Annotated in this window: 20 protein-coding genes; 9 read left to right on the forward strand and 11 right to left on the reverse strand. The window is 65.3% G+C overall.

Features of this window, described 5'->3' with window-relative positions; translation table 11 throughout:
• The 6 genes from HSDC_RS15830 to HSDC_RS15855 all read right to left on the reverse strand — a co-directional run bounded on the left by HSDC_RS15830 (position 1) and on the right by HSDC_RS15855 (position 6,586).
• Positions 1 to 1,338, reverse strand: coding sequence for a deoxyguanosinetriphosphate triphosphohydrolase (locus HSDC_RS15830; protein ID WP_064700926.1), 1,338 nt, complete (start codon positions 1,336 to 1,338; stop codon positions 1 to 3).
• A gap of 73 nt (positions 1,339 to 1,411) precedes the next feature.
• Complete coding sequence (locus HSDC_RS15835) at positions 1,412 to 2,908, reverse strand: tripartite tricarboxylate transporter permease (protein WP_064700927.1); 1,497 nt, start codon at positions 2,906 to 2,908, stop codon at positions 1,412 to 1,414.
• Positions 2,909 to 2,917: 9 nt separating this feature from the next.
• Entirely contained in the window at positions 2,918 to 3,382 is a 465-nt protein-coding gene (locus tag HSDC_RS15840) for a tripartite tricarboxylate transporter TctB family protein (RefSeq protein WP_170862800.1), read from the reverse strand.
• Positions 3,379 to 4,377 carry a Bug family tripartite tricarboxylate transporter substrate binding protein gene (locus HSDC_RS15845; RefSeq protein ID WP_064700928.1) on the reverse strand — a complete coding sequence of 333 codons (999 nt, stop codon included), beginning with the start codon at positions 4,375 to 4,377 and terminating at the stop codon, positions 3,379 to 3,381. Before HSDC_RS15845 ends, HSDC_RS15840 begins: the two co-directional genes overlap by 4 nt.
• Before the next feature lie 41 nt (positions 4,378 to 4,418).
• Complete coding sequence (locus HSDC_RS15850; RefSeq protein ID WP_064700929.1) at positions 4,419 to 5,624, reverse strand: CaiB/BaiF CoA transferase family protein; 1,206 nt, start codon at positions 5,622 to 5,624, stop codon at positions 4,419 to 4,421.
• Positions 5,625 to 5,626: 2 nt separating this feature from the next.
• Positions 5,627 to 6,586: a hydroxymethylglutaryl-CoA lyase gene (locus HSDC_RS15855; protein ID WP_064700930.1), complete on the reverse strand. Its 960-nt coding sequence runs from the start codon at positions 6,584 to 6,586 to the stop codon at positions 5,627 to 5,629.
• Between the two features lie 376 nt (positions 6,587 to 6,962).
• Between HSDC_RS15855 and HSDC_RS15860 the strand changes: the two genes are divergently transcribed.
• Together HSDC_RS15860 and HSDC_RS15865 are read left to right on the forward strand one after the other, a co-directional pair.
• Positions 6,963 to 8,534 carry a peptide MFS transporter gene (locus tag HSDC_RS15860; protein WP_064700931.1) on the forward strand — a complete coding sequence of 524 codons (1,572 nt, stop codon included), beginning with the start codon at positions 6,963 to 6,965 and terminating at the stop codon, positions 8,532 to 8,534.
• Positions 8,535 to 8,536: 2 nt separating this feature from the next.
• On the forward strand, positions 8,537 to 10,354 hold the full coding sequence (locus HSDC_RS15865) for an aminopeptidase P family protein (RefSeq protein WP_064700932.1): 1,818 nt from the start codon (positions 8,537 to 8,539) through the stop codon (positions 10,352 to 10,354).
• Positions 10,355 to 10,430: 76 nt separating this feature from the next.
• Here the strand turns inward: HSDC_RS15865 and ntrC are convergent, their stop codons facing one another.
• The 4 genes from ntrC to glnA all read right to left on the reverse strand — a co-directional run bounded on the left by ntrC (position 10,431) and on the right by glnA (position 15,287).
• The gene (gene ntrC, locus HSDC_RS15870) at positions 10,431 to 11,837 is read right to left on the reverse strand and encodes a nitrogen regulation protein NR(I) (RefSeq protein WP_064700933.1); all 1,407 of its coding nucleotides are present in this window, start codon (positions 11,835 to 11,837) and stop codon (positions 10,431 to 10,433) included.
• Positions 11,830 to 12,876 carry a nitrogen regulation protein NR(II) gene (glnL, locus tag HSDC_RS15875; RefSeq protein ID WP_064700934.1) on the reverse strand — a complete coding sequence of 349 codons (1,047 nt, stop codon included), beginning with the start codon at positions 12,874 to 12,876 and terminating at the stop codon, positions 11,830 to 11,832. The genes ntrC and glnL overlap by 8 nt, the downstream gene beginning before the upstream one ends.
• Positions 12,877 to 13,049: 173 nt before the next feature.
• A complete protein-coding gene (locus HSDC_RS15880; protein ID WP_064700935.1) occupies positions 13,050 to 13,637 on the reverse strand; it encodes a DUF4124 domain-containing protein in 588 nt (195 codons plus the stop codon).
• 243 nt (positions 13,638 to 13,880) lie between these two features.
• Positions 13,881 to 15,287 (reverse strand): glutamate--ammonia ligase, encoded by a 1,407-nt coding sequence (gene glnA, locus HSDC_RS15885; RefSeq protein ID WP_064700936.1) that lies wholly within the window; start codon positions 15,285 to 15,287, stop codon positions 13,881 to 13,883.
• A gap of 465 nt (positions 15,288 to 15,752) precedes the next feature.
• On the opposite strand from glnA, the gene typA reads away from it, so the two are divergent.
• Positions 15,753 to 17,579: a translational GTPase TypA gene (typA, locus tag HSDC_RS15890; protein ID WP_064700937.1), complete on the forward strand. Its 1,827-nt coding sequence runs from the start codon at positions 15,753 to 15,755 to the stop codon at positions 17,577 to 17,579.
• A gap of 173 nt (positions 17,580 to 17,752) precedes the next feature.
• On the opposite strand, the gene HSDC_RS15895 is transcribed toward typA, so the two are convergent.
• Entirely contained in the window at positions 17,753 to 18,079 is a 327-nt protein-coding gene (locus tag HSDC_RS15895; RefSeq protein WP_064700938.1) for an I78 family peptidase inhibitor, read from the reverse strand.
• A gap of 160 nt (positions 18,080 to 18,239) precedes the next feature.
• On the opposite strand from HSDC_RS15895, the gene HSDC_RS15900 reads away from it, so the two are divergent.
• The 6 genes from HSDC_RS15900 to HSDC_RS15925 all read left to right on the forward strand — a co-directional run bounded on the left by HSDC_RS15900 (position 18,240) and on the right by HSDC_RS15925 (position 24,170).
• Complete coding sequence (locus tag HSDC_RS15900) at positions 18,240 to 18,563, forward strand: hypothetical protein (protein ID WP_064700939.1); 324 nt, start codon at positions 18,240 to 18,242, stop codon at positions 18,561 to 18,563.
• A 151-nt stretch (positions 18,564 to 18,714) separates the two neighbouring features.
• Positions 18,715 to 20,160, forward strand: a complete 1,446-nt coding sequence (locus HSDC_RS15905; protein ID WP_064700940.1) for a sodium-dependent transporter — start codon at positions 18,715 to 18,717, stop codon at positions 20,158 to 20,160.
• Between the two features lie 82 nt (positions 20,161 to 20,242).
• Positions 20,243 to 21,013 carry an ABC transporter ATP-binding protein gene (locus tag HSDC_RS15910; protein WP_064700941.1) on the forward strand — a complete coding sequence of 257 codons (771 nt, stop codon included), beginning with the start codon at positions 20,243 to 20,245 and terminating at the stop codon, positions 21,011 to 21,013.
• An 88-nt stretch (positions 21,014 to 21,101) separates the two neighbouring features.
• On the forward strand, positions 21,102 to 21,806 hold the full coding sequence (locus tag HSDC_RS15915; RefSeq protein ID WP_064700942.1) for an ABC transporter ATP-binding protein: 705 nt from the start codon (positions 21,102 to 21,104) through the stop codon (positions 21,804 to 21,806).
• Positions 21,807 to 21,846: 40 nt separating this feature from the next.
• Entirely contained in the window at positions 21,847 to 22,854 is a 1,008-nt protein-coding gene (locus HSDC_RS15920; protein ID WP_064700943.1) for a branched-chain amino acid ABC transporter permease, read from the forward strand.
• Complete coding sequence (locus HSDC_RS15925) at positions 22,851 to 24,170, forward strand: branched-chain amino acid ABC transporter permease (RefSeq protein ID WP_064700944.1); 1,320 nt, start codon at positions 22,851 to 22,853, stop codon at positions 24,168 to 24,170. Before HSDC_RS15920 ends, HSDC_RS15925 begins: the two co-directional genes overlap by 4 nt.
• The last annotated feature ends 84 nt before the right edge of the window (positions 24,171 to 24,254 follow it).

Consider the following 24,254-nt stretch of genomic DNA (forward strand, 5'->3'; position numbering starts at 1 on the left):
TCAATCGCCCTTGAGGCGCCCGCCCATCTCCTGCGCCAGGTCGACGGCGAAGTGATCGGTCATGCCGCCGATGAAATCCAGCATGCGCCGATAGCTGTCGTAGAGCGACCATGACGGCAGGGGCGTGTTCTCGCCGATCAGCGCCAGCACCCGCTGGTGCTTGAAGTCGGAATGACCAGTGTGGTGAAGCTCGTGGGCGGCACCGATGAAGGCCTCGAGCAGGATACCCAGCGTGGTGTAGGCGCCGATCTCCAGCTTGGCCTTGCGCTCGTTGCGAAAGATGCGCTTGCGCGCCAGATCCTTGGCCGACTTGACGCCCCAGTCCAGGTCCGGATGGCAGAGCTCCAGCAGGTCATGCCGCAGCGTGCCGTCGAGCAGTTCGCCCTCGTGCTGGACGAAGACCTTGGCCACCTCGTTGACCGCCTGCTCCATGGCAGCCCCGCGCAGGGCGGCGATCCGCCGGCGCTGGGAGACGCCCTCGCTCTGCATGGTGGCGTAGTCCGGGGGTTCCCCGCCGGCGATCTGGATCAGCACCTCGGCCACTTCCTCGAAGCGCAGGATGCCCATCTCCAGGCCATCCTCGAGATCGAGCAGGGCATAACAGATATCGTCGGCGGCCTCCACCAGCCAGGCCAGCGGATGCCGGCACCAGCGATTCTCGCCCTGGGGCAGCAACCCCAGGCGCTCGGCCACCTGCTGCAACAGCGGCAACTCGCTCTGATAACAACCGAACTTGCCGGCAGTCCCGCCGTGGGCCACTGTCCAGGGGTACTTGAGCAGCGTGCCCAGGGTCGCACCGGTCAGCCGCATGCCGCCGCGAAACTGGTTGTACTCGATCTGGGTGACGATGCGAAAGCCCTGGGCATTGCCCTCGTAGGTCAGCAGATCTTCCCGCTCCATCTCGGAGAGACCATCGAGCAGGCCGCTACCATCGGCCTCGGCACGCTTGAACCAGTCGCGAATGGCATATTCGCCGGCATGGCCGAAGGGCGGATTGCCGATATCGTGCCCCAGGCAGGCGGCCTGGACGATGACGCCGAGATCCGCCGGCGTGATACCCGCCGGCAGGCGATGACGCAGCTCCTCGCCGACGCTCATGCCGAGCGAGCGGCCCACGCAGCCGACTTCCAGGGAGTGCGTCAGACGAGTGTGAATATGGTCGTTGTCGGTCAGGGGATGCACCTGGGTCTTGCGACCCAGGCGGCGAAAGGAACCAGCGAAGACAATGCGATCGTGATCCTTGTGAAACGGGCTGCGACCGATCTCGCCCCGTGCCGTGCCGCGCTCGTCGTGCAGCCGGGCCGGGTCGAGCAGGCGCTCCCAGGTCATCTGCGTCATGGGCGACCTCCTTGAGGCTCCCATTCTGGCACCGGGAGCGCGACTCGCCCAGTCATCCGCCGCGCTTTTTCGCTTATTCCAGCCGTTTGCGGATCAACAGTGCGTAGACCAGCCCGGCGAGCAGCAAGGCGATGGCGAACAGATAGATGCCGATCGAGATGCCGCTGCTCCACAGGATGCTCCAGTCGCCCCCGGAGATGGACATGGCGCGCCGCAGGTTGAACTCCATCTGGCCGCCCAGCAGCAGGCCGAGCACCACCGGCACCGTGGGGATATCGAGCTTGCGCAGCACATAGCCGAGCACGCCGAAGGCCAGCATCATGTAGAGATCGAAGGGGCTGTTGTTGAGCGAATAGATGCCGACGAACGCCACCAGCGTCACCATCGGCATCAAGAACCAGGATGGTGCCTGGAGCACCTTGGCGAAGAAGCCCACCAATGGGATGTTCAGCACCAGCAGCATGACGTTGCCGATGAACAGCGCCGCCACCAGCCCCCAGACCATGTCCGGTTGCTGCTCGAAGAGCAGCGGGCCCGGCGTGATGTTCATCGACAGCAGCAGCGCCAGCAGGATCGCTGTGGTGCCGCTGCCGGGAATGCCCAGCGAGAGCATGGGAATCAGTGCGCCCCCGGCGGCGGCATTGTTGCCCGCCTCCGGTGCCGCCACACCCCGTGGGTCGCCCTCGCCGAACTTGCCCTTGGCGCCCCACCAGCGCTTCTCCAGCACGTAGGAGAGAAAGCTGCCGAGCGAGGCCCCGGCGCCAGGCAGCACGCCCGAGATGAAGCCGATCACCGAGCCCCGCCCGATGGTCGGGGCACAGGCAAACGACCGTCGCATGCCCGGAATGGCCGAACCGATCCGCATCGCGGCGGTCGCCTTGTCGCGGTCGCGCTCCAGGAACAACAGGCACTCGGAGACCGCGAACAGGCCGACCAGGGCAACGATGTAGTCGATACCGTCGTAAAGCTCGTACCAGCCGAAGGTGTAGCGAGCCACGCTCGACACCGGATCGATGCCCACGGTACCCAGCAGCAGGCCCAGGCAGGCGGCGATGAAGCTCTTGGTGAAGCTTCCGCTGGTCACCCCACCGATGGTGGCGAAGGCCAGCACGAACAGGGCGAAGTACTCAGCGGGGCCAAAGCGGATCGCCACCTTCACCAGCAGGGGCGCGAACAGCGTCAGGCCGATGGTAGCCACGGTCGCGCCGACGAAGGACGCCACGGCGGAGAGCCCCAGCGCCTCGCCGCCACGACCGGCGCGGGCCATCGGATAGCCATCCAGCGTCGTCATCATCGCCGGCTCGTCGCCGGGAATATTGAGCACGATGGAACTGATCCGCCCACCGTACATGCAGCCATAGTAGACACTGACCAGCAGGATCAGCGCCGCGGTGGGAGCCAGGCCGAAGTTGAAGGCCAGCGGAATCAGCAGCGCCACGCCGTTGACCGGTCCGAGTCCCGGCAGGGCGCCGATCAGGGTGCCGATGGTGCAGCCGATCAACGCCAGCAGCAGATGCTCGGGTTGCAGCGCCACCGCAAAACCATGGGCAAGAAACGCGAGAATTTCCATATCGGAACGCTACACACTCAAGCCGGGTATGTTGGGCAAGGGAATCCCCAGGGCGAATTCGAACAGGGCATAGAGCGCCAGCGCCAGCAGCACGCCGTACGGCAGGGCCTGGCGCCAGCTCGCCCCGAACAGGCGCATCAGCACCACGGTGGCCACCAGGGTCGAAGGCAAGAAGCCCCAGGATTCGAGGAAGGCGGCATACCCGCCCAGCAACAGCAGCACGCCGAGCTGGCGACACAGCGCCGCCGCGCCCGGCCAGCGATGATCGAGGCCGGGACGAACGATCAGGTAGACCGCCAGCAGCCCCAGCGGCACGCTGACCAATCGTGGGAAGACGCCCGGCCCCACCGGCTGCATGAAGCCGGTAACGAAGGTCTGCGCATGCCACCAGGCGCCTGCCGCCAGCACGGCGAGCACCACTCCGGCGATGCGGTCGCCGTGGGCAGTCGATGTGGCCGACACCTCATCACTCACTGAATGACTCCGATCTCTCGGGAAATGGCCTCGACATCGTCGATCGATTCACGCACGAAGTCGTTGAATTCCTCACCACCCCGCCACAGCGGCACCAGGCCGTTCTGCGCCGCGACGTCCTTCCATTCGTCGCTCTCGTAGAGGGTCTCGAGGGTCTCGACCATGGCGGCGTAGTCTTCGTCCGACACCTCGCCGCCGGTATAGAAGCCGCGCCAGTTGTAGCCGGTCACGTCATAGCCCTGAGACACGGCCGTCGGCAGCGTCTCGAAGGGCTCGGGCAGCGGCTCCTCGGAAAGCACGGCCAGGGCACGGACATCACCGGACTCGATGAAGCCGGCGATCTCGCCGAGATCGGTGGACACGGCATCCACGTGTCCGCCCATCATCTGGGTCACGGCCGGCCCTCCGCCATCGAACTGCACCCAGCGCAGCGCCCCGATCTGGTCACCGGGCAGCCCGGCCGCCTTGGCCAGCCGCAAGGCGCGAATGTGGTCCCAACCACCAGCACCGCTGGAGCCGGCCATGGCCACCGAGGCCGGATCCTCGACGATGGCCTCGAGCAACTGGTCGAGGGTCTCGTAGGGGCTCTCGTCATCGACCAGGATGACGCCCACGTCGGTTCCCAGCATGGCCAGCCAGCGCATGGTGTCGGCGCCACCTGGATAACGCCCCTGGGCGATCTGGGTCACCCCGACGGTACTGGTGGCGACCATCAGGTTGCTGTCGTCGGCCCGCTTGCCGGCCACGTTGGAAAACGCCACGGCGCCGACCCCGCCCGGCATATTGGTGACCTGGACATTGCCGTCCACCAGGTCCAGTTCGCGCATCAGCTTGCCTACCGAACGGCAGGTGAAGTCCCAGCCGCCACCCGGATCGGCAGGTGCGATGCATTCGTCGATGGGCAGCGCCTGGCTCGGCAGGCTGACCGCCAGGCCAAGCCCCAGCAAAGCCGAGGCGCCAAGGCTTCGCAACGTCTTCTGGGTCGAAATCGGCATATCGTCGCTCCTTCTTGTTGTATCGATCGTGACTTGAGCTGCTAGGTGACGCCCTTTTTCCGTAACTCCGCGAGTTCCGCGTCGCTCAGCCCCAGTTCGGCGAGAATGGCCTCGGAATGCTCGCCAAGCCCCGGCACGGGGTGATGCAACGCCGCCGGGGCCTCGCTCATCTTCACCGGGAAGCCGGTCGTGGGTACCTTGCCATGTGCGCCCTGGTCGAGCTCCAGGGTCATCTGCTGAGCCTGGACCTGGGGATCCTCGAAGGTGTCGCGCAGGTCGTGGACACGCCCGCAAGGCACACCGGCCTCGTTGAGATGCTCGATCCATTCCGCCACGCTGCGCCGCTCGATCACCCGGTTCAGGATCTCGCGCAACGCCTCGCGGTTGGCCATGCGCCGCCGATTGTCAGCAAAGCGCTCGTCTTCCAGCAGCGAGCGCATGTCCAGGGCACCGAGGAATCGCTCGACCATGATGTCGTTGCTAGGCGCGATGGCCACCTCGCCGTCGCTGGCCTGGAACAGACCGTAAGGATAGAGCATGGGATGGTCGTTGCCGGTGCGCCGGGGCACCTCGCCGGTGGCGAAGTACTCCGCCGCCAGGTAGCCCATCATGCTGATCAGACCGTTGGTCAACGCTGTCTCGACGATGTCGCCCTGCCCGGTGCGTTCGCGCCGCACCAGCGCCGCGCTGATGCCAAAGGCCAGATTCTGACTGGACACCATGTCGCTGATCGGCGGCGCGGCACGCATCGGCTCGCCATCAGCCGGCCCGTTGACGCCCATGAAACCGCTCATCGCCTGGGCGATGAAATCGTAGGCGGGGCGGTCCCGATAGGGACCGGTGGAACCGAAGCCATTGATGCGCCCGACCACCAGGTGCGGGAAGCGTTCGCGCAGCGTGGCATCGTCGAGCCCCATCTTGCCCATGACGCCGGGACGAAAGTTTTCCACCAGCACGTCGGCATCTTCCAGCAGGCGTATCAGAATCGCCCTGCCTTCTTCCTGGCGCAGGTCCAGCGTCAGCGAGCGCTTGTTGCGGTTGAACTGGGCGAAATACCAGCTAAAGCCGTTCACCATGTTGCCCTGGGAACGCACGATGTCACCGCGCCCGGGCGGCTCGATCTTGATCACCTCGGCCCCGTGGTCGCCGAGCATCTGAGTGCAGAACGGCCCGGAGATCACCCGGGTCAGGTCGATGACACGAATGCCCTGCAGGGCGCCCTCGGCGTGGGGCAGCGTATCCGACATCTTCATCCTCTTGCGGTAGGAACAGCAGAACAGTCACTGAGCGCCAGGCGTGGCCCGGCCCTGGACACCTGAGCCGGCAAGGGGCGCCCCATCAGGCGCGAGGCGGCCCCGGCGGCCTCGATCATGCCCTCGAGGTCGAGGCCCGTTTCGATGCCCATCTCGTCGAGCAGGTAGAGCAGGTCCTCACTGGCAATGTTGCCCGAGGCACCGGGCGCGAAGGGACAACCGCCCAGTCCGCCGATGGCGCTTTCATAGCGATCCACGCCCAGCGCCAGCCCCTGCATGACATTGGCCAGCCCGATGCCCCGGGTATTGTGGAAATGCAACGTCGGCACGATCTCCGGCGCAACCTCGCGCAAATGCCGTATGCGCTCGGTAACCAGCGGCGGCGTGGCCATGCCGGTGGTGTCGCCGAGCGAGACATGACGAACGCCGAGCGCGGCGAAGCGCCGGGCGATGCGTCCGACATCGCTCACCGCCACCTCGCCCTCGAAGGGGCAGCCGAAGCTGGTCGCGATCGCACCGCGCAGCTCGATGCCGCTGCCTTCCAGCGCCCTGGCCACCGCCTCGAAGCCTTCCAGCGACGCCGCCACCGAGCGGTTGACGTTCTTGGCGTTGTGCGTCTCCGATGCCGAGACGAACAACACCACAGCATCCACACCGGCTGCCAGCGCCCGCTCAGCACCACGTGGATTGGGCACCAGTGCAGAAAGATGCACGTCTCGGCGCTCGCGCAGTGCGGCCGCCAGTTCATCGGCATCGGCCAGCGCCGGCACCGCCCTGGGACTGACGAAGGAAGTCAGCTCGAAGGCTCTAACGCCGGCATCCAGCAAGGCATGGATCAGCTCGAGCTTCTCGGCGGTGCTCAAGATCACCGGCTCGTTCTGCAGCCCATCGCGTGGCCCGACCTCGGTGACCTGCACCCGTCGCGGCGGACACTCGGTGCTGGCGGTGGCGAACATGACGGGCTCCTGTCGGCGAATGCCCCGCAGGGCTCAACGCCCCCACTATAGGCACCGGATCAGCCGGCTCACATTCGCCTTTTGTTGATGAACCGCCAACCCGCATGCCCATTCCACTGGCCCGGGTTTTCCTTACAGGATCGCGTCACCTTTTGACGTATCGCCACCGGAGCATTTCGCTCGCTAAGCATCTGCCATAGAATTCCCTGCCAAAGGCGACATCGACAGAATAAATCATCAATGTCGTGCGCCCATCGACGTTTCCTTATCTAAGCGAACACCGTTCTCCGCCAGTGGCGGCGATGAACGCATCGCCGCTCGGCCTCCTGCGCTCGGCACCTGGAACGGTTCGCTCATCATCACAAGGCACGGTCTCATGCATTCAACCTCCCCGACGCCGGACAGCGCGTCCCGACGCGACAACGGCTTCTTCGGCCATCCCAGAGCCCTGGGATCGCTCTTCTTCACCGAGATGTGGGAGCGCTTCTCCTACTACGGCATCCGCCCGCTGCTGGTGCTGTTCATGGCGGCCAGCCTCTACGACGGCGGTCTGGGCTTCAGTCGCGCGGATGCCTCCGCCATCGTCGGCATCTACGCCGGGGCGATCTATCTCTCGGCGCTGCCCGGTGGCTGGCTTGCCGACAACTGGCTCGGCCAGCAGCGCGCCGTCTGGTACGGCTCCATCCTGATCGCTCTGGGCCACCTGGCCATCGCGCTTTCCGCCCTGTGGGGCGCCACGATGTTCTTCATCGGCCTGCTGCTGATCGTGCTCGGCTCGGGGCTTTTCAAGACCTGCATCACGGTGATGGTGGGTAGCCTCTACGACGAGGGCGATGCGCGCCGCGACGGCGGTTTCGCGATCTTCTACATGGGCATCAACATCGGCGGGCTGCTCGCGCCGCTGTTCACCGGCCTGCTGATGCACGAACACGGCTGGCACTGGGGCTTTGGCCTCGGCGGGCTCGGCATGCTGGCGGCATTGCTGATCTTCCGGCTATGGGCGATTCCCGCCATGCGCCGCTCCGACAGCCTGCGCGATCGCAAGGCCAGCTGGGATGCACCGGCCGTGCGCCGCCGCGGCGTGGGTCTGGCCGTCTCCGTGCTGTCTGCCCTGACGGCACTGTTCGTGGCCCTGGTCGCCACCGGCGCGATTACCCTGGACCCCGTCGCCATCGCCGAGGGCATGACCAGCGTGATCATCGTCTGCGCGCTGGCCTTCTTTCTCTACCTGCTATGCTTCGCCGGCCTCGACAATCGCGAGCGCGCCCGCGTGGTCGTGGCCTTCCTGCTGATCGTGGCCTCGGCCTTCTTCTGGGCCTCCTTCGAGCAACAGCCCACCTCCTACAACCTGTTCGCCCACGACTATACCGACCGCGCCCTGTTCGGCTGGGAGATCCCCACCGTCTGGTTCCAGTCGCTCAATTCGATCTTCATCGTTCTGCTCGGCCCGCTGTTCGGCTGGCTGTGGCCGGCACTGGGGCGTCGTGGCCTGGAGCCGAGCAGTGCGGCCAAGTTCACCCTCGGCCTATTGTTCGCCGCTGCCGGCTTCGGCCTGATGATGCTGGCCGCCCAGCAGGTAATCAGCGGCGACACCCGAGTCTCGCCACTGTGGATCACCACCAGCTTCCTGCTGCTGACCCTCGGCGAAATGTGCCTGAGCCCGGTGGGTCTCTCGACCATGAGCGAGCTGGCGCCGATGCGCTTGCGCGGCCAGTTGATGGGCCTGTGGTTCACGTCCCTGGCACTCGGTAATCTGGTGGCCGGCTTGATCGGCGGGCATGTCAACGGCGAGGAGCTCCAGCAGTTGCCCGACCTGTTCGGCCGCTCAGCCATCGCCCTGGTGCTGTGCGCCATCGTTCTGGCACTGCTGACACCGCTCATCAAGCGTATGCTCAAGGGCGAAACGAACGCCGAGCCGACATCTCCCACTCATTCAACCGGAGCCTGACCATGTCCAGTGAAGCCCCTTCCACCCCGGCGGCACGCCTGGCGGCCCTGCGCGACGCCATGCGCGAACACGGCATCGACGCCTGGTGGTTGCCCTCGTCCGATCCGCACAATTCCGAGTACCTGCCGGAACACTGGGCCGGCCGGGCCTGGCTGTCCGGTTTCGATGGCTCGGTGGGCACCCTGGTGGTTACTGAACACGCCGCCGGCGTCTGGGTCGACAGCCGCTACTGGGTACAGGCCGAGGAGCAACTGGCCGGCAGCGGTATCGAGCTGATGAAGCTGCATCCCGGCCAAGGCGATGCCCCCATGCAATGGCTGGCCGACAACCTCGAATCCGGCGCCACTCTGGGCTTCGATGCCGATGTCGTCGCCCTGGCCAGCGCCCGGCGCCTGGAAGAGACGCTGTCGCCGGCCGGTATTCGGCTGCGCGGCGACCTGGACCTGCTCGATGCCATCTGGCCGGATCGCCCGTCGCTGCCCGAGGCACCGCTCTATGCCCACGACAGCGCCTACCTGAACGAGAGCCGCGCCGAGCGCCTGGCCCGAGTGCGCGAGGCCATGGCCGAGCACGGAGCCGACTGGCACCCGATCTCGACCCTCGACGACATCGCCTGGCTGACCCAGTTACGCGGTGCCGATGTGGACTTCAATCCGGTCTTCCTCGCCCACCTGCTGGTCGGGCGCGAGACGGCCACGCTGTTCGTCGCTCCCGGCAAGCTCGACGCCACCCTGCGCGAATCGCTCGCCGCCGACGGTATCCAGGTCGCGCCCTATGCCGACTGGGCCTCACGGCTGGCCGAACTGCCCGAAGGGTCACGGGTGTTGATCGATCCGGCACGCCTGACCCTCGGCACCCGCCAGGCCCTGCCGGACGGCGCCCCCCTGATCGAGGCCTTCCAGCCCAGCACCCTGGCCAAGGGCCGCAAGAGCGACGCCGACCTGGAGCACGTGCGCCAGGCCATGGAAGAAGACGGCGCGGCGCTGTGCGAGTTCTTCGCCTGGCTGGAAGATGCCCTGGCACGGGGCGAGACCGTCACCGAGCTGACCGTCGACGACAAGCTGACCGCTGCCCGTGCGGCACGCCCAGGCTTCGTCAGCCGCAGCTTCTCCACCATCGCCGCCTTCAACGCCAATGGCGCCCTTCCGCACTACCACGCCACGCCGGCGGCACATGCCACCATCGAAGGCAACGGCCTGCTGCTGATCGACTCCGGCGCCCAGTACCCGGGCGGCACCACCGACATCACCCGCGTGGTCCCGGTGGGCAAGATCAATGACGCGCATCGCGAGGACTACACCCTGGTGCTCAAGGGCACCATCGCGCTGTCGCGGGCGCACTTTCCGCGCGGCATTCCCTCGGCGCAGCTCGATGCCATCGCTCGTGCGCCGCTGTGGACCAGCGGCCGCGACTACGGCCACGGCACCGGCCATGGTGTGGGCTACTTCCTCAACGTCCACGAAGGCCCCCAGGTGATCGCCTGGCATGCGCCAGTGGCGCCGCATACCGCCATGCAACCTGGCATGATCACCTCCATCGAACCCGGCGTGTACCGCCCCGGCAAGTGGGGCATCCGCATCGAGAACCTGGTCGCCAATCGCCCCGCCGCGGAGAGCGAGTTCGGCGACTTCCTGCGCTTTGAGACGCTGACGTTGTGCCCCATCGACACCCGCTGCATCGAGCCCGCCCTGCTCGACGACAGTGAGATCGAGTGGCTCGACGCCTACCACGCCGAAGTACGTGAGCGCCTCGCACCCAAGCTCGAGGGCGAGGCGCTGGCCTGGCTCGAGAAACGCACTCAACCGCTCGCCCGCGGCTGACCAGGTGCTGCTCAGCCAGTGAGCGATTCTGAAACGACGAGGGGCGCCGATCGACTCGGCGCCTCTCGCTCGTCGCTCAATCCTCCGCCATTTCCGGCATCAGCGTCTTGAGCTTGCGAGTCAGCGTATTGCGCCCCCACCCCAGCAGTTCGGCGGCCTCGCCCTTGCGTCCGCCGGTATGCTTGAGCGCGGTCTCGATGAGGATCTTCTCGAAGTCCGGCACCGCCTCTTCCAGCAGGTGGGTATGGCCGGCGGCCAGGGCACGATCCGCCCAGTCGCGGAAGGCCGTCCGCCAGTCGCCGGAGGCCCCGCCTCCCTCTCCGTCGCGCAACTCGGGCGGCAGGTCCTCCACCAGCACTTCGCGCCCGGAGGCCATCACCGTCAACCAGCGGCAGGTGTTCTCGAGCTGGCGCACGTTGCCCGGCCAGGCCAGGCGTGTCAGGTGCTCCTCGGCTTCCTCGGTCAGCACCTTGACGTCGGTGGCCAGTTCCTTGGCGGCCTCGGCGAGGAAGTGGCGTGCCAGGCGGGGAATATCCTCGCGACGATCGGCGAGCTTCGGCAGGTGAATGCGGATCACGTTGAGGCGATGGAAGAGATCCTCGCGAAAGCGCCCGTCGTCCACCAGCTCCTCGAGATGCTGATGGGTAGCGGCGATGATGCGCACATCCACCTTGACCGGCGTATGACCGCCGACCCGGTAGAACTCGCCGTCGGCCAGCACCCGCAGCAAGCGGGTCTGGGTCTCGGCGGGCATGTCACCGATCTCGTCGAGGAACAGGGTACCGCCATCAGCCTGCTCGAAACGTCCCTGTCGCTGAGCCGTGGCGCCGGTGAAGGCCCCCTTTTCATGGCCGAACAGCTCGGATTCGATCAGATCGCGGGGGATCGCCGCCATGTTCAGGGCGATGAAGGGACGGCCGCCCCGAGGGCTGTGCTGGTGCAGCGCCTGGGCCACGCGCTCCTTGCCGGTGCCCGACTCGCCGTTGATCAGCACCGTGATGTGCGACTGAGCGAGCCGGCCGATGGCGCGAAACACCTCCTGCATGGCCGGCGCCTCGCCGATGATCTCGGTCTCGAGGCCCTCCGGGGGCGTGACCGGCCGCTGGCGCTCCCGAGCATGGGCCACGGCGCGGCGCACCAGGGCCAGCGCCTCGTCGACGTCGAAGGGCTTGGGCAGGTATTCGAAGGCGCCGCCCTGATAGGAGGCCACGGCGCTGTCGAGATCCGAATGCGCGGTCATCACGATCACCGGCAGGTCGGGATGCGCTTCGCGCACCCGGGCCATCAGGTCCAGGCCATCGATACCCGGCATGCGAATATCGGTGACCAGTACATCGGGCGGCTCCTCGAGCAGACGCGGCAACACCCGGTCGGCGCGCTCGACGCATTCGACCTCCAGATCGGGCTGGGCCAGGGCTCGCTCCAGCACCCAGCGAATGGCGCGATCGTCGTCGACGATCATGACGCGAGCGGCTTCACTCATGAGTATTCTCCAGCGGTATCAGCAGGCGGAATTCGGTGTGGCCAGGCGCGGAGTCGCATTCGATCAGCCCCTGGTGCTGATGGAGGATCGACTGGGCGATGGACAGCCCCAGCCCACTGCCCTCGGCACGTCCCGAGACCATCGGATAAAACAGGGTTTCGCGCAGTCGCTCGGGAATGCCCGGCCCGTTGTCGATGATCGACACCTCGCAGACCAGCCGATGCCGCTCGGCTCCCAGGGTGAACTGCCGCCGGGCGCGCGTCCGCAACATCAGGCTGGGGGCCGGCACATCGGATTCCGTCATGGCTTCGACGGCATTGCGTGCGACATTGAGCATGGCCTGGATCATCTGCGATTCGTCGCCGATGAGATCCGGCAGGCTGGGATCGTAATCGCGGATGATGGTTACGCTGGGATGCTCGACGGCCAGCAGCGAACGTACCCGTTCGAGCACCTTATGGATGTTCAGCGGCTCATGGCGCTCGACCTGATTGGGCCCGAGCATCGCATCCACCATATCGCGCAGGCGGTCGACCTCTTCGATGATGATCCGTGTGAATTCGGTAAGCTGCGGACTGTCGAGATCGCGCTCCAGCAACTGGGCCGCGCCGCGAATGCCTCCGAGGGGGTTCTTGACTTCATGGGCCAACCCTCGCGCCAGTACCTTGATGGTTTCCTGGCGCGTCTGCAGCGCCTCCTCCCGGGAAATGCGCAGCAGGCGGTCGCGCGGCTCCACTTCCAGCAGGAGCTCGTCCCGGGTCAGGGGCGTGACGGTATAGTCCACGGTCAGCACGTCGCCGGTGACCAGTGTCAGGCGTGCCTCGCGCTGGGTGAAGGGATGGAACTCGTCTCGCGCCTTGGCCAGCAGCTCACCGATGTCCTCCTCGCCCACCACCAGCTCCGGCAGGGGCTGGCCCGCCACCCGCGACCGGCTGAGCGCCAGCAGCGCCTCGGCCGCCGGATTCATCCACTGCAGCCGCAGCCGGCCATCCAGCAACAGGACGGCTGTGGTGAGGTGTTCCATCAAGCGTTGATACATGAACGATCCCGCGATGCACGAAGAAGTTTCCAACTGGAGTAGTCCGGTGCAAGAAGCGCGCCACTTCGGCACGGCCGGCATATGGGCACGAGCCGACAGCAGGCACCGGCACTGTGCACCATCCTAGTGCACTACTATGGTGCATGCACGATCCTGGGCCATCCCGTGCACCCTCAGCGGACGGCCTGAGGGCGGGAGTGGACATGATGGGGATTCCGCAGCATGTTGACGCTGGCCCGCTGCACATAGAGCGTCACCGCCGACGTACGCTGCAACACCTGCCCTCGAGCATCGAGCAGTTCCGCCCGCAAATGATGCTCGCCACGCGACAGATTGGTGAGCTCGATGACAGGCTGGCGCGCTGCGGGCCGCACGATGTTTCCATCGAGCCGCAGTCGCAGCAGGTGACCCTCACGCAGCGCCGGCCGCAGTTCGAGCCGCACCCGCACATCGCCCGCGGCCCCGGTCGGCAAGGTGGCCCCATCGGCAGGCGCCGCAATTGCGAAGGCATCGTATATCCGGGAAGGTGTATCCATGCCGTCGCGGCCCGAAGCGGTGCTCGTCGATGCCGGTGGCGGTGGCGGTGGCAGCGACGGCACCACGCTGATCGGCGCAAGCTCGACCGGCTCGCCACCTCTCGAGGGGTCATCACTGAAGGACACATGCCCTCGCGCATCGGTGGTGCGATAGAGCGTCTGGTCCCCCGCAGCCTGGGTCATCATCAAGAGATACAGCAGCAACACGATCATCGGCCTGTCCATGGACCCTCCCAAGTATCGGGTATCGGGCATCCTGCCCTCGAGTTGAAGACTAGGCGCTGCCCGATCGGGTCGCGAGCCCCGATATGCCCGGCGATACTCCACAGATATGTTGCATGAATCGGTTGCTGCAAATCGGCCAGCAAAAGAATTCGGCTGGCACAAGTATGCGGCTGGCACAAAAAAAGAGGCACGCCCCTAGGCGTGCCTCTATCTCGCTATCGCGTGGCGGCGTCGCGCCGGCGATCAGCAGCTGTAGTACATATCGAACTCGACCGGGTGCGTCGTCATGCGCAGACGCTCGATGTCCTCGGACTTGAGCTCGATGTAGGCATCGATCATCTCGTCGGTGAAGACGCCGCCCTCGGTGAGGAAGCTGCGATCGGCATCCAGGGCTTCCAGCGCCTGATCGAGGCTCTCGGCCACGGTCGGGATGGCCTTGCCTTCTTCCGGCGGCAGGTCATAGAGGTTCTTGTCCATGGCATCGCCGGGATGGATCTTGTTCTTGATGCCGTCGATGCCGGCCATCAGCATCGCCGCAAAGCACAGGTAGGGGTTGGCGGTCGGGTCCGGGAAGCGGGCCTCAATGCGCTTGCCCTTCGGGCTCGCGGTGTAGGGGATGCGGATGGACGCAGAACGGTTACGCGCGCTGTAGGCCAGCATCACCGGCGCCTCGAAACCCGGCACCAGGCGCTTGTAGGAGTTGGTCGACGCGTTGGTGAAGGCGTTCAGGGCACGGGCATGCTTGATGATGCCGCCGATGTAGTACAGCGCCATCTCGGAGAGACCGGCGTACTCGTCACCGGCGAACTGGTTCTGGCCGTCCTTCCAGAAGGACTGGTGGACATGCATGCCGGAACCGTTATCACCGACTATCGGCTTGGGCATGAAGGTTGCGGTCTTGCCGTAGGCATGCGCCACGTTGTGCACCACGTACTTCATTTCCTGCAGCTCGTCGGCCTTCTTCACCAGGGTGTTGAACTTGACGCCGATCTCGTTCTGGCCGGCGTTGGACACCTCGTGGTGATGCACCTCGACGGTCTGGCCGATGGCTTCCAGGGTGTTGCACATCGCGCCACGGATATCGTGGAAGCTGTCCACCGGCGGCACCGGGAAGTAACCGCCCTTGACCCGCGGACGGTGACCCAGGTTGCCACCTTCGACGTGGCGGTCGGTGGCCCAGGCCCCCTCTTCGGAGGTGATCTTGTACATGGCGCCTTCGGCGTCGGCCTTCCAGTGCACTTCGTCGAAGACGAAGAACTCGGGCTCCGGACCGAAGAAGGCGGTATCGCCCAGGCCGGAGGACTGCAGGTACGCCTCGGCGCGCTTGGCGATGGAACGCGGGTCGCGCTCATAGCCCTGCATGGTGGCCGGCTCGATGATGTCGCAGCGCAACACCAGGGTGGCGTCTTCGGTGAAGGGGTCGAGGAAGCCGGTGCCGTCCTCCGGACGCAGGATCATGTCCGACTCGTTGATCCCCTTCCAGCCATTGATGGAGGAGCCGTCGAACATCTGGCCGTTCTCGAAGAACTCCTCGTCCACATCGCGAGCCGGAATGGTGACGTGCTGTTCCTTGCCTTTGGTGTCGGTGAAGCGCAGGTCGACCCACTTCACATCATGTTCTTCGATCAGGGCGAGCGTCTTGTCAGACATGAGGTCCTCCACAGTGAGCTTGGCTCGTTAACTTGGAAACGTATTCAAAGCATCGTTGATCGCTGGTCGAGTGCTGCGAACGTTGTAGCATGCCGTAAGCCGGCTGCCCACGACGCCCGAGGCGACCATGGCGTTTGCTACGATGAAGCAGGAAGTGTGCCAAGATGGCGCATCCATTTTTTCGCCCTTCATAGCATGCTGATCTCGCAGAGGAAAATTGTCTCTCGCGTTTCTCCCCGGCCTGATTCGTCCGTCGGACGCCCGATATTGAGGCGGCACGAATGCCTCGCAATGAACCAAAATGAAGCGTAATAACGAGCAAAGCACCAAATCAGTGCACGCATGCTGGAATCCCTGTCGCAGCGGCTTCAACATCGTTCGGAAACGGATTTCCCACCACAAGGCTGGTAGCGTCACGGCCCTGACCCTATAATGCGGCCCCACTTTTCCCAGCAGGATCCCGTCGTGATCGAGAATCTTCGCAACATCGCCATCATCGCTCACGTCGACCACGGCAAGACCACCCTGGTCGACAAGCTCCTCCAGCAGTCCGGCACCCTGGACCGCAAGGCTGAGGGCCAGGAACGCATCATGGACTCCAACGACCAGGAGAAGGAGCGCGGCATCACCATCCTGGCCAAGAACACGGCGATCCGCTGGGAGGGACCCGACGAGCGCGAGTACCACATCAACATCGTCGACACGCCCGGACACGCCGACTTCGGCGGCGAGGTCGAGCGTGTGATGTCGATGGTCGACTCGGTCCTGCTGATGGTGGACGCCGTCGATGGCCCCATGCCGCAGACCCGCTTCGTCACCCAGAAGGCCTTCGATCAGGGCCTCAAGCCGATCGTGGTGGTCAACAAGATCGACCGCCCGGGTGCTCGCCCGGACTGGGTCATCGACCAGATCTTCGACTTGTTCGACAACCTCGGCGCCAGCGACGAGCAGCTCGACTTCCCGATCATCTACTGCTCGGCGCTCAACGGCGTGGCCGGTCCCGAGCCGGATCAGCTCACCGATGACATGACGCCGATGTTCCAGGCCATCGTCGACATCGTCGAGCCGCCCAAGGTCGAACTGGAAGCGCCCTTCCAGATGCAGATCTCGGCGCTGGACTACAACAGCTATGTCGGCGTCATCGGCCTGGGCCGCATCACCCGCGGCAGCGTCAAGCCGAACCAGCAGGTCACGATCGTCTCCAAGGAGGGCAACACCCGGCGCGGCAAGATCGGCCAGGTGATGACCCACCTCGGCCTGGAGCGGGTGCAGACCGAAGAGGCCACCGCCGGCGATATCGTCTGCATCACCGGCATCGAGAACCTGGCCATCTCCGATACGCTGTGCGACCCGGCCGACGTCGAGGCCCTGCCGGCGCTGACCGTCGACGAGCCCACAGTGTCCATGACCTTCCAGGTCAATGATTCGCCCTTTGCCGGCAAGGACGGCAAGTTCGTCACCAGCCGCAACATCCGAGACCGTCTCGAGCAGGAGCTGATCCACAACGTGGCGCTGCGCGTCGAGCAGGGCGACAGCCCCGAGAAGTTCAAGGTCTCCGGTCGTGGCGAGCTGCACCTTTCGGTGCTGATCGAGAGCATGCGCCGCGAAGGCTTCGAGCTGGCGGTGGGGCGTCCCGAGGTCATCATCCGCGAGATCGACGGCGTTTCGCAGGAGCCCTACGAAGAAGTCATCATCGACTGCGAGGAGGAGCACCAGGGCGCCATCATGGAAGAGCTCGGCTATCGCAAGGGCGAGCTCAAGAACATGAACCCCGACGGCAAGGGCCGGGTGCGCCTGGACTTCATCATCCCAGCGCGGGGCCTGATCGGCTTCCGGGGCCAGTTCCTGACCCTGACGTCGGGCACCGGCATCCTGACCAGCCGCTTCGACCACTATGGTCCGCTCAAACCCGACGCCTCCGTCGAACGGCGCAACGGCGTGCTGGTGTCGATGGTCAGCGGCAAGGCCCTGGCCTATGCGCTGTTCGCCCTGCAGGATCGCGGCAAGCTGATCATCGAGCACGGCACCGAGGTCTACGAGGGCATGCTGGTCGGCATCAACAACCGCGCCGAGGACATGGTGGTCAATCCCACCAAGGCCAAGAAGCTCGACAACATGCGCTCCTCGGGCAGCGACGAGGCCCTGGTGCTGACACCGCCGGTGCGCTTCACCCTGGAGCAGGCCATCGAGTTCCTCGATGACGATGAACTGGTGGAGGTCACTCCCCACCACATTCGCCTGCGCAAGAAGCTGCTCAGCGAAAACGAGCGCAAGCGCGCCAAGAAGAAGTAACGGCGCAACGCCTGGCGCCAACTGGACGAGCCGGAGGGGATGCCCTCCGGCTCGTCTGCGTTTCCACGTTATTGTAGCGGGCCGGCTCGACCACCGAGCCGGTACGGCAACAGAAGCCGTCAACTACGGCGTCGAGGGCGTATCACGCCTCCCTTCCCCGGCAAGGACGGCCCCTATCCGCAGCGGATGGCGCGAATCACGCCGGCATCGTCCAGATTCACATCGAGGCGATCCGCGCGAAATTCCATCGTATAGGCCTGGCCCGGTCGCTTCGCTCTCACATCACCCGCTCCGCTTTCCTGTTCCAGGCGTTCCCCCAGGGCCTCCGTATAGACTTCGCCCACATGATCCTGTACCTGTCGGGCCCCGCAGGCATCCTCGGCCTGGCTCATGGTCGGCGGCTTGGGCGCCTCGGTCCGAGGCGGGGCGGTCGATGCCGATCCTGCGCATCCCGTGAGCATGAGCGCCACGGTCGTGGCGATGATGGTTCGATGCAGCATGCTGACTCCTTTCCATGACGGCCGACGTTCCACCCAGCGTATGGCCGCCGCGCCGGCACGTCCATCAAGGATTCCTCCTCATGGCCGGAGCGACGCCCTTTTGTCCCCCGCCCGACAACGGCTAATCTAAGAGAACATTCCTGCAGCCTGAGGCAACGCCATGCACAAGCACATCGACTGGGATGCCCCCGGTGACGACAGCGTGATGCAATACTTCGCCAAGAACCCCAGCCATCACACCGACCCCGGTCCTGGCGATATCCTTTCGGCACGCCACCAGGGCACGATCGTCCGGATCAAGGTAGAAGCCTACGTGGACGGCACCAGCATTGGCGAGGTCGTGGCGCTGATCGCGCCGGACAACGGCCGCCGCCTGCAGAGCGCCGGCAAGCTCGAGCTGGGCGATACCGTACGCCTCGCCGATAGCGACCGTGCCATGGAGCCGAACCATCCCCACGAGGACGATGCAGAGGAACAGGACTGATTCCGAGCGCGGTTACCATCCACCGCCGCCAACGACGCCTAAACGCTCGCCCTCTAGCCAAGGACCACCCCGGTGACGCAAAGTTGACGGCGATTCGGCAGACGCCCCCCTGCGCGGGATTCTTCCAGCCCTGGGCAATCGCAGGACCTCGATGAGTACGCACAACATCTGGACGCACAAGGGAACCTTCCTGTTGGCTGCCGTCGGCTCTGCGGTAGGGCTCGGCAACCTCTGGCGCTTTCCCTACCTGGCCGGCGAGAATGGCGGTGGTGCCTTCCTGCTGATCTATGCCGTGACGCTCTTCGCCGTCGGCGTCCCCATCCTGATTGCCGAGATCCTGCTCGGACGCAGCAGCCGCCGCAGTCCGATCATGGGCATGCGCTTTCTGAGCCGCACCCACGACACCTCGCGCGCCTGGGAGTCGATCGGCTGGCTGGGCGCCGCCTCGGCATTCATCATTCTCAGCTTCTATTCAGTGATCGCCGGCTGGGCCTTGCATTACACCTGGCGCATGATCACCGGCTCACTGGCCGGAGCCGATGCCGCGACCATCGCCAGCGGCTTCGATGCCCTGCTGGCATCACCGGCCCTGCTGACGCTCTACCACACGCTCTTCATCGCGGCCTCAGGCCTGATCGTCGGACTCGGCATCCACCGTGGCATCGAGAACGGCCTGCGCGTGCTGATGCCGGCCCTTCTCGCGCTCCTGCTGGTCATCCTGGCGTACAGCGCCATGAACGGCGACATGCGAGCCGCGACGCACTTCCTGTTCACCCTGCAGCTCGGCGACCTCAGCCTCGAAGGCTGGCTGGCCGCCATGGGACAGTCCTTCTTCACCTTGAGCCTCGGTATGGGGGCGATCATGGCCTACGGCGCCTACATGCCCGGTGAGGCCTCTCTGAGCCGCACAGCCCTGGCCATTGTCGTGATCGACACCGCCGTGGCACTGATTGCGGGGTTGGCGATCTTCGCGCTGGTCTTCGGTGCCGGCCTCAACCCCGCCGAGGGGCCAGGGCTGATGTTCGTCACGCTGCCGCTGGCCTTCGCCGAGATGCCCGGCGGCCCGCTGGTAGGCGCCGTCTTCTTCATCCTGGTGCTCGGTGCGTCCATCAGCTCGGCGATCTCCATGATCGAGCCGGTCGCCGCTTTCCTGGTGGAGCGCTTCGACCTCAATCGTGCCCAGGCAGTGGCCATGATGGCCATCGCCAGCTGGGCACTGGGCCTGCTCATCGTCTTCAGCTTCAATGTCTGGGCCGACGACAGCCCCTTCCACGAACTCCTCGGGCTCAGCGCCTTCCGGCTGCTGGAGCTGTTGACCCATGTCCTCATGCCCCTCGGCGGCCTGCTGATCGCCCTGTTCGCCGGCTGGGCCCTGACCCATGGCGAAGTCATGAAAGAACTGCGCACCAGCGAGGGTTGGCTGCATACCTGGCGCTTCTTGGTGCGCTTCGTTTCCCCGGCGGCGGTGGCCTTCGTGTTCCTGCGGGCCATCCCGCAGGTAGAGGGCTATCTGTTGCCCCTGATCGGCGCCGTGGTGATCGTGGGCGCCTTCGCCGCCAGCCGCACCTTCCTGACGGAGAAGCATCAAGGCCCCTGAGGAGACGACCGACGCAACACGCCGGGCCAGCAGGCTCGGCCCTCGGGACATAACAACGAACAACACCGACGGAACCACCATCATGTCTGCCATCATCGATGTAAAAAACGTCAACAAGGCCTTCGGCGGCCTGAAGGTGATCGACGACTGCTCGATTCAGGTCGAGCAGGGCTCGGTGACCGGCCTGATCGGCCCCAATGGCGCGGGCAAGTCAACCCTGTTCAACATCATCGCCGGCGCCCTGCCGCTGGACAGCGGTCGCGTCTGGCTCGACGGCGAGGACATCACCAACTGCCCATCCAACGAGCTTTTCCACAAGGGCCTGCTGCGCACCTTTCAGATCGCCCATGAGTTCACCAACCTGACGGCACTGGAAAACCTGATGATGGTGCCACCCCGCCAGGCCGGTGAACACCTGTTCAGCACCTGGCTAAAACCCGGCCGCGTGGGACGCGAGGAGGCCGAAGTCCGCCGACGCGCCCTGGAGGTCATCGACTTCATCGGTTTGCACCATGTCCGCAACGAGCTGGCCGGCAACCTCTCCGGCGGCCAGAAGAAGCTCCTCGAGCTCGGCCGCACCATGATGACCGACGCGCGGGTCGTGCTGCTCGATGAAATCGCCGCCGGCGTCAACCGCACCCTGCTCGGTGACTTGATGGGCAACATCGAGCGCCTCAACCGGGAAATGGGTTACACCTTCCTGGTCATCGAGCACGACATGGACATGATCGCTCGTCTCTGCGATCCGGTGATCGTTCTGGCCCAAGGCAGCGTGATGGTGGAAGGCAGCATCGAGGAAATACGCAACGACAAGCGGGTGATCGAGGCCTACTTCGGTGCCGACGTTGCCTGAGGGCAGCGCGCCCGTTTCGGACGACGCCTGAATAACAACAAAGCGGCCACCACCGAGATGGCGCCGCTAACGCAGAGACTCCTTTCCTATGCCTCTACTCGACGCACGCGATGTGCACAGCGGCTATGGCGGCATGAACATCCTCAACGGGGTGAACATAACCATCGAGGCCAACGAGGTCGGCGTCATCGTCGGCCCCAACGGCGCCGGCAAGTCGACCATGCTCAAGGCGATCTTCGGCCTGCTCAACGTCAACCAGGGCGAGATCCTGCTGAATGGCGACCCCATCCAGAACCAGCCGCCCAACAGGCTGGTACGACGCGGCATGGGCTTCGTGCCCCAGGAACACAACGTCTTCCCGAGCCTGACGGTGAAGGAAAACCTGCAGATGGGCGCCTACCTCAAGCCCGACAGTGTCAAGCGCATGCTCGCGCATATCTATGACATCTTCCCGCCACTCTACGACAAGCGCCACCAGCCCGCCGGCGAGCTGTCCGGCGGCCAGCGCCAGATGGTCGCCATGGGCCGCGCCCTGATGCCCGAACCCGACCTGCTGCTGCTCGACGAGCCCACCGCCGGGCTCTCGCCACGCTACATGAACGAGATATTCGCCCGGGTAAAGGAGATCAACGCCACCGGCGTGGGCATCCTGATGGTCGAGCAGAACGCCAGGCAGGCGCTTGGCATCGCCGACCGGGGCTTCGTGCTGGCCGCCGGCCAGAACCGTTTCACCGACACCGGCGCGGCCCTGCTGGCCGACCCGGACGTCGCCAAGAGTTTTCTGGGCGGCTGAGCCTCGCTCAACGTCGACGGAATCATCTGGAGGCTGTGCCTTGAACGAACTCGTCTTCTTCATCAACAACGTGATGATCGCCGGTGCGGTCTCCGGCTCGATCTATGCCATGGGAGCCGTGGGCGTGACGCTGATCTTCAGCATCATGCGCTTCGCCCATTTCGCCCATGGCGACATGATGACCTTCGGCGCCTTCATGGTGCTGTTGCTCACGACGCTTTTCCCGAGCGCGGGAAGTGCCATCGGCGTGCCGACACCGATCCTCATGATGCCCCTGGCCATGGCGCTGACCGCGTGCCTGGCCGTGGGCATCGACCGCACCTTCTACAAGCCGCTGCGCGCCCATGGCGTCAAGCCCATCGTCATGGTGATCGCCTCGCTGGGCGTGACCCTGATGCTGCAAGGGCTGATCCGGTTGTTCGCCGGTACCGGCGGCTCCAGTCTCTACGTGGACGACCGCAAGGAGATCTTCCGCCTGCCCCTTCCCATCGAAGGCGTGCGGGTGCCGGTGGTGATCACCGAGCCACAGCTCTACCTGTTCGCGCTGACGATCATCTGCGTGGTGGCCCTGCACCTCTTTCTCAGTCGCTCGCGGCTGGGCAAGGCCATGCGCGCCATGTCCGACAATCCCGACCTGGCTCAGGCCTCGGGCATCAACACCAATACCATCGTGGCGGTGACCTGGGTGCTCGCCGGTGGGCTGGCCGCCATCGCCGGCACCCTGCTATCGATGGACGTGACCTTCAAGCCTGATCTCAGCTTCTTCCTGCTACTGCCGATCTTCGCCGCCGCCATCGTCGGCGGCGTAGGCCATCCCTTCGGCGCCATCGCCGGCGGCTTCATGGTCGGCTTCGCCGAAGCCCTGGCAGTCTTCAACTGGAGCCTGCTGCTGCGCCCCTTCCGCGACAGCCTACCCGAGTGGCTGTCGCTGCCGAGCAACCTGGCCTTCGTCGGCACCGAATACAAGATCGTGGTGCCCTTCTTCATCCTCGTCGCCATCCTGGTGTGGCGCCCCACGGGCATCTTCAAGGGCAAGGTGATCACATGACCCAGTCACATCCTCCGAGCCAACAACGCGCCGATACCGTCGCGGCGCCACGCCGCTTTCCCTTGCGCGAACTGCTTCTCTTCCTGGGATTGCTGGCCGTGGTGCTGGTCGTCTACGCCGCCATGGGGCCCGCCTACGGCACCCGCATGCTGGTGGAATCGGCCTGCTACGCCATCCTGGCCCTGGGCCTGACCATTCAATGGGGCTACGCCGGGCAGTTCAACGCCGGTGTCATGGGCTTCGTCGCCTTGGGTGGCTTCTGCGCCATGTTTTTCAGCATTCCCGTCAACGATGCCTTCTGGAACAGCGAACTGCCCGGCGAGCTGGGGATGGCCCTGCTGTACATGGTCGGCGCCATCGCGCTGGTCATCGCCGCCTCACGACTCGACCGCATCGGCGTGCCCAGGACACTGCGCACCGGCATCGCCGTGATCCTCGGCATGGTGCTCTACATGGTGGTGATCAGCAACTTTCGTGAGATCGCCGGCCAGATCGAATCACAGGCCGGCTTCATCGGCGGCATGGCGCTTCCCGTGTGGTTCGGCTGGATCGTCGGTGGCGCCCTGGCCGGCGGGATCGGCTATTTCATCGGCCACGTCTGCCTGGGGTTGCGCAGCGACTATCTGGCCATTGCCACCATCGGCATCGCCGAGATCATCAAGGCCTTTCTCAAGAATGCGGACTGGCTGACCCGAGGTACCGCCACCGTCTCCCCGCTGCCCTGGCCGATTCCAGGCCCTTCCGAGGTCGGCTTCACCCTGGCCCGGGCGTTGTACCTCTCGGTCACCGCCGTGATCATCGCGGTGATCTTCTTTCTGCTGCACCGAGCCTACAATGCCCCCTGGGGGCGCATGATACGCGCCATTCGCGACAACGAAGTCTCGGCTGCCGCCATGGGCAAGAACATCAACAAGCGCCGCCTGGAGATCTTCGTGCTGGGCTGCATCCTGATGGGCATCGGTGGGGCCGTGCTGGCCAGCTTCAACAGCATCTTCGACCCCCAGGGCTATCTGCCCCTGAACCACACCTTCCTGGTACTGGTGATGGTGATCCTCGGCGGTCCGGGCAACAACCTGGGCACCATCTTCGGTGCCGTGGCGGTCTACATCATCTGGATCATGTCGGGACCGCTGGCCCTCTCCGTGCTGGAGTGGGCGGCCCATTTCGGTGCCGACACCTTCGGCTGGGACGTACCTACCAACCTCGACAGTCGCGCCCTGCAGGCCAGGGTCTTCGTGATCGGCTTGTTGATCAGCCTGGTGCTGCGCTTCGCGCCCAAGGGCATGCTGCCGGAGAAGGTTCGCCATCACGGCTGACCCCGGCAGGCCACAGGCGAAAAGGCCCCGCCGAGATGACTCGGCGGGGCCTGCGGGCTTGGAGATGGCTCGACGATGAGCCTA

The organism is Halomonas caseinilytica (genome assembly GCF_001662285.1).
GTDB lineage: Bacteria > Pseudomonadota > Gammaproteobacteria > Pseudomonadales > Halomonadaceae > Halomonas > Halomonas caseinilytica.

Coding starts and splice junctions, on each gene's coding strand:
- HSDC_RS15905 (WP_064700940.1), top strand. CDS start 18,715: ATGAGTACGCACAACATCTGGACGCACAAGGGAACCTTCCTGTTGGCT.
- glnA (WP_064700936.1), bottom strand. CDS start 15,287: ATGTCTGACAAGACGCTCGCCCTGATCGAAGAACATGATGTGAAGTGG.
- ntrC (WP_064700933.1), bottom strand. CDS start 11,837: ATGAGTGAAGCCGCTCGCGTCATGATCGTCGACGACGATCGCGCCATT.
- HSDC_RS15910 (WP_064700941.1), top strand. CDS start 20,243: ATGTCTGCCATCATCGATGTAAAAAACGTCAACAAGGCCTTCGGCGGC.
- HSDC_RS15830 (WP_064700926.1), bottom strand. CDS start 1,338: ATGACGCAGATGACCTGGGAGCGCCTGCTCGACCCGGCCCGGCTGCAC.
- HSDC_RS15895 (WP_064700938.1), bottom strand. CDS start 18,079: ATGCTGCATCGAACCATCATCGCCACGACCGTGGCGCTCATGCTCACG.
- HSDC_RS15900 (WP_064700939.1), top strand. CDS start 18,240: ATGCACAAGCACATCGACTGGGATGCCCCCGGTGACGACAGCGTGATG.
- HSDC_RS15880 (WP_064700935.1), bottom strand. CDS start 13,637: ATGGACAGGCCGATGATCGTGTTGCTGCTGTATCTCTTGATGATGACC.
- HSDC_RS15855 (WP_064700930.1), bottom strand. CDS start 6,586: ATGTTCGCCACCGCCAGCACCGAGTGTCCGCCGCGACGGGTGCAGGTC.
- glnL (WP_064700934.1), bottom strand. CDS start 12,876: ATGTATCAACGCTTGATGGAACACCTCACCACAGCCGTCCTGTTGCTG.
- HSDC_RS15850 (WP_064700929.1), bottom strand. CDS start 5,624: ATGTCGGATACGCTGCCCCACGCCGAGGGCGCCCTGCAGGGCATTCGT.
- HSDC_RS15915 (WP_064700942.1), top strand. CDS start 21,102: ATGCCTCTACTCGACGCACGCGATGTGCACAGCGGCTATGGCGGCATG.
- HSDC_RS15925 (WP_064700944.1), top strand. CDS start 22,851: ATGACCCAGTCACATCCTCCGAGCCAACAACGCGCCGATACCGTCGCG.
- HSDC_RS15835 (WP_064700927.1), bottom strand. CDS start 2,908: ATGGAAATTCTCGCGTTTCTTGCCCATGGTTTTGCGGTGGCGCTGCAA.
- HSDC_RS15860 (WP_064700931.1), top strand. CDS start 6,963: ATGCATTCAACCTCCCCGACGCCGGACAGCGCGTCCCGACGCGACAAC.
- HSDC_RS15865 (WP_064700932.1), top strand. CDS start 8,537: ATGTCCAGTGAAGCCCCTTCCACCCCGGCGGCACGCCTGGCGGCCCTG.
- HSDC_RS15845 (WP_064700928.1), bottom strand. CDS start 4,377: ATGCCGATTTCGACCCAGAAGACGTTGCGAAGCCTTGGCGCCTCGGCT.